The organism is Rhizobacter sp. P2_H2 (assembly GCF_056403375.1).
Window position 1 is genome coordinate 1 of the sequence record NZ_JBFUFP010000965.1, and the last position, 2,087, is coordinate 2,087.

General features: G+C 71.0%; 3 protein-coding genes. 1 reads left to right on the forward strand and 2 read right to left on the reverse strand.

Annotated features, from left to right (window positions below; all coding sequences use genetic code 11):
* Positions 1–288: type II secretion system major pseudopilin GspG (gene gspG / locus AC1D15_RS28820; RefSeq protein WP_477828713.1), on the reverse strand; the 288-nt coding region annotated here is incomplete at its 3' end.
* A gap of 60 nt (positions 289–348) precedes the next feature.
* On the opposite strand from gspG, the gene AC1D15_RS28825 reads away from it, so the two are divergent.
* The gene (locus AC1D15_RS28825) at positions 349–990 is read left to right on the forward strand and encodes a hypothetical protein (RefSeq protein ID WP_477828714.1); all 642 of its coding nucleotides are present in this window, start codon (positions 349–351) and stop codon (positions 988–990) included.
* Positions 991–1,080: 90 nt separating this feature from the next.
* Here AC1D15_RS28825 and AC1D15_RS28830 read toward each other — a convergent pair.
* Positions 1,081–2,087 (reverse strand): nicotinate-nucleotide--dimethylbenzimidazole phosphoribosyltransferase (locus AC1D15_RS28830; RefSeq protein ID WP_477828715.1); only part of this gene is annotated, 1,007 nt, incomplete at its 5' end.

Sequence of the window (2,087 nt, forward strand, 5' to 3'; positions counted from 1 at the left end):
GGGCTTCCAGTTCGGCGGGATGGTGCCGGTCGTCGGCTTGACGACCAGGGCCTGCAGGCCCTGCTCGCCGGACGGGAAGCGCTGGTTGTCGAGCTTGTAGAGCTTGAGCGCCTGCATCAGGTTGTTGACGTCGGTGCGGGCGGCGGTGACGCGCGCTTCGGCGGCACGGTCCAGCACGTTCGGGACGATCAGCGCCGCCAGCACGCCGATGATCACCAGCACGACCATCAGTTCGATCAGCGTGAAGCCGCGGTGGCGACGCGGGGCTTGAAGAGAGGCTCGGGTCATAAGAGTGTCAGCAACAATCACGTTACCGTTCGGAGGTGAACGATCAATCATAATCGTCGAATGACTGCGAGATTGTCGGCATTCGTAATCTGGGCCCTGGTGGCCGGATCCATCGTGTTCTGGGGGATGCGCCTGTTCGTGCGGCCGACCCCTGCGCCTTCCAATGCGGTGACGGTGGCGACCTCGGTCGGCCTGCGCGGCGACCTGACGCGGCTGCTCGGTGCCGAGCCGGTCGCGGCCGTGGCCGAGGTCTCGCCGGCCGCCAACCGCTTCAAGCTGATCGGCGTGATGGCGGCGAAGAACAGTCCCGAGGGGTCGGCCCCGGGCGTCGCACTGATCGCGGTTGATGGCAAGCCGGCGCGGGCGTTCCTGGCCGGCGCGCGTGTCGACGAGAACTGGATCCTGCAGACCGTGAGCCTGCGCACCGCGTCGATCGGCCCGCTGCAGGGGACGCCGGCGCTGGTGCTCGAGATTCCGGCGCTGCCGCCGCCGGCGACCGGCAGCCTGCCGCCGGTCGATACCGCGTCGATGCAGTCCTCGCCGCCGCCGATGCAACCCGCACCGCCGCAGATGCAGCCGGCACCGCCGATGCCGGCCGTGCAGGGCGCCATTCCGCCGCCGCCGACGTCGCAATCGAAGGGCGGCAACAACATGGGGCGCCCTCGCGCACCCTATGTGAAACCAGGCGAAACGGCGCGCTGATGACAGCCCCTCGGTCGACGGGTACGTCGACCGATCCCCCGAGGGGATCCGGGCCGGCTTGGGGCGGCCCGGCGCTCGGCCCGGCTTTGCTCAGTCGCGGGTGAAGCGCCCCGGTCCCGAATTGCCCGCCGGACCGAACTCCGCCGGCAGCGACGGCCCCGGATCCTCGCCCTCCGCGACCTCGGTCAACAGCGCCGCGGCGCTGCGCACCAGCGGCCATGCCAGCGTCGCGCCGGTGCCGTCGGTGCTCTCCATGCCCAGCTCCAGCAGCGCGAGCGCGTGGAACAGGCCCAGTGTCTGCGTGAGACCGGGATGGCTGTGGCTGCGGCAGAACACGCAGTAGTCGGTGACGGTCGGCGCGATGCGCGAGGCCACCATCAGCGCAGCGCAGGCCGGCACGCCGTCGGCCATGATCAGGTGGCGCTTGCTCGATGCGACGAGCATCACGCCCACCATCATCGCGATCTCGAAACCACCGTAGGCCGCGAGCACCTCGACCGGGTCGGTGACGTCGCGGTGGCGGCCCTGTGCGCCCTGCAGCACCATCAGCAGCCGGGCTTCGTGGTCGGCGCGCGCGCCGGGGCCGCCGAACACCAGGTCGCGGATCGGCTCGCCGGACAAGCCCGACAGCACCAGCGCCGCGCTCTCGTGCGAACCGACACCGACGCCGGCGCAGGCGATCACGTTGCCGGGCAGCGCATCGGCGATCTCCATGCCGGCGCGGATCGCGGCATGCGCCTGGTCGAGCGTCATCGCGACATTGACCCGCGCGTTGCGCGTGCCGTGGGCGATCTTGCGGGCCATCAGCCGCGGGTGCGGCGCCACCGCCTCGGCGACGCCGCAGTCGACGACGCTCAGCTCCAGCCCCTGGATGCGCGCGAACACCGACACCGGCAGCTGCGAAGCCAGCAGGTTCTGCACCAGCCTGGCCGTCGAGGGCTGGCCGACCGGGCTGATGCCGTCGACCGCCAGGCCGTGGTCGGACGCGAACAGCGCGATCTGCGGCGAGCTGAAGCGCGGCTTCAGCGTGTTCTGGATCRGGCCCAGGCGCACCGCGAGCGGCTCGAGCTCGCCCAGGTTGCCGGTCACCTCGCTGC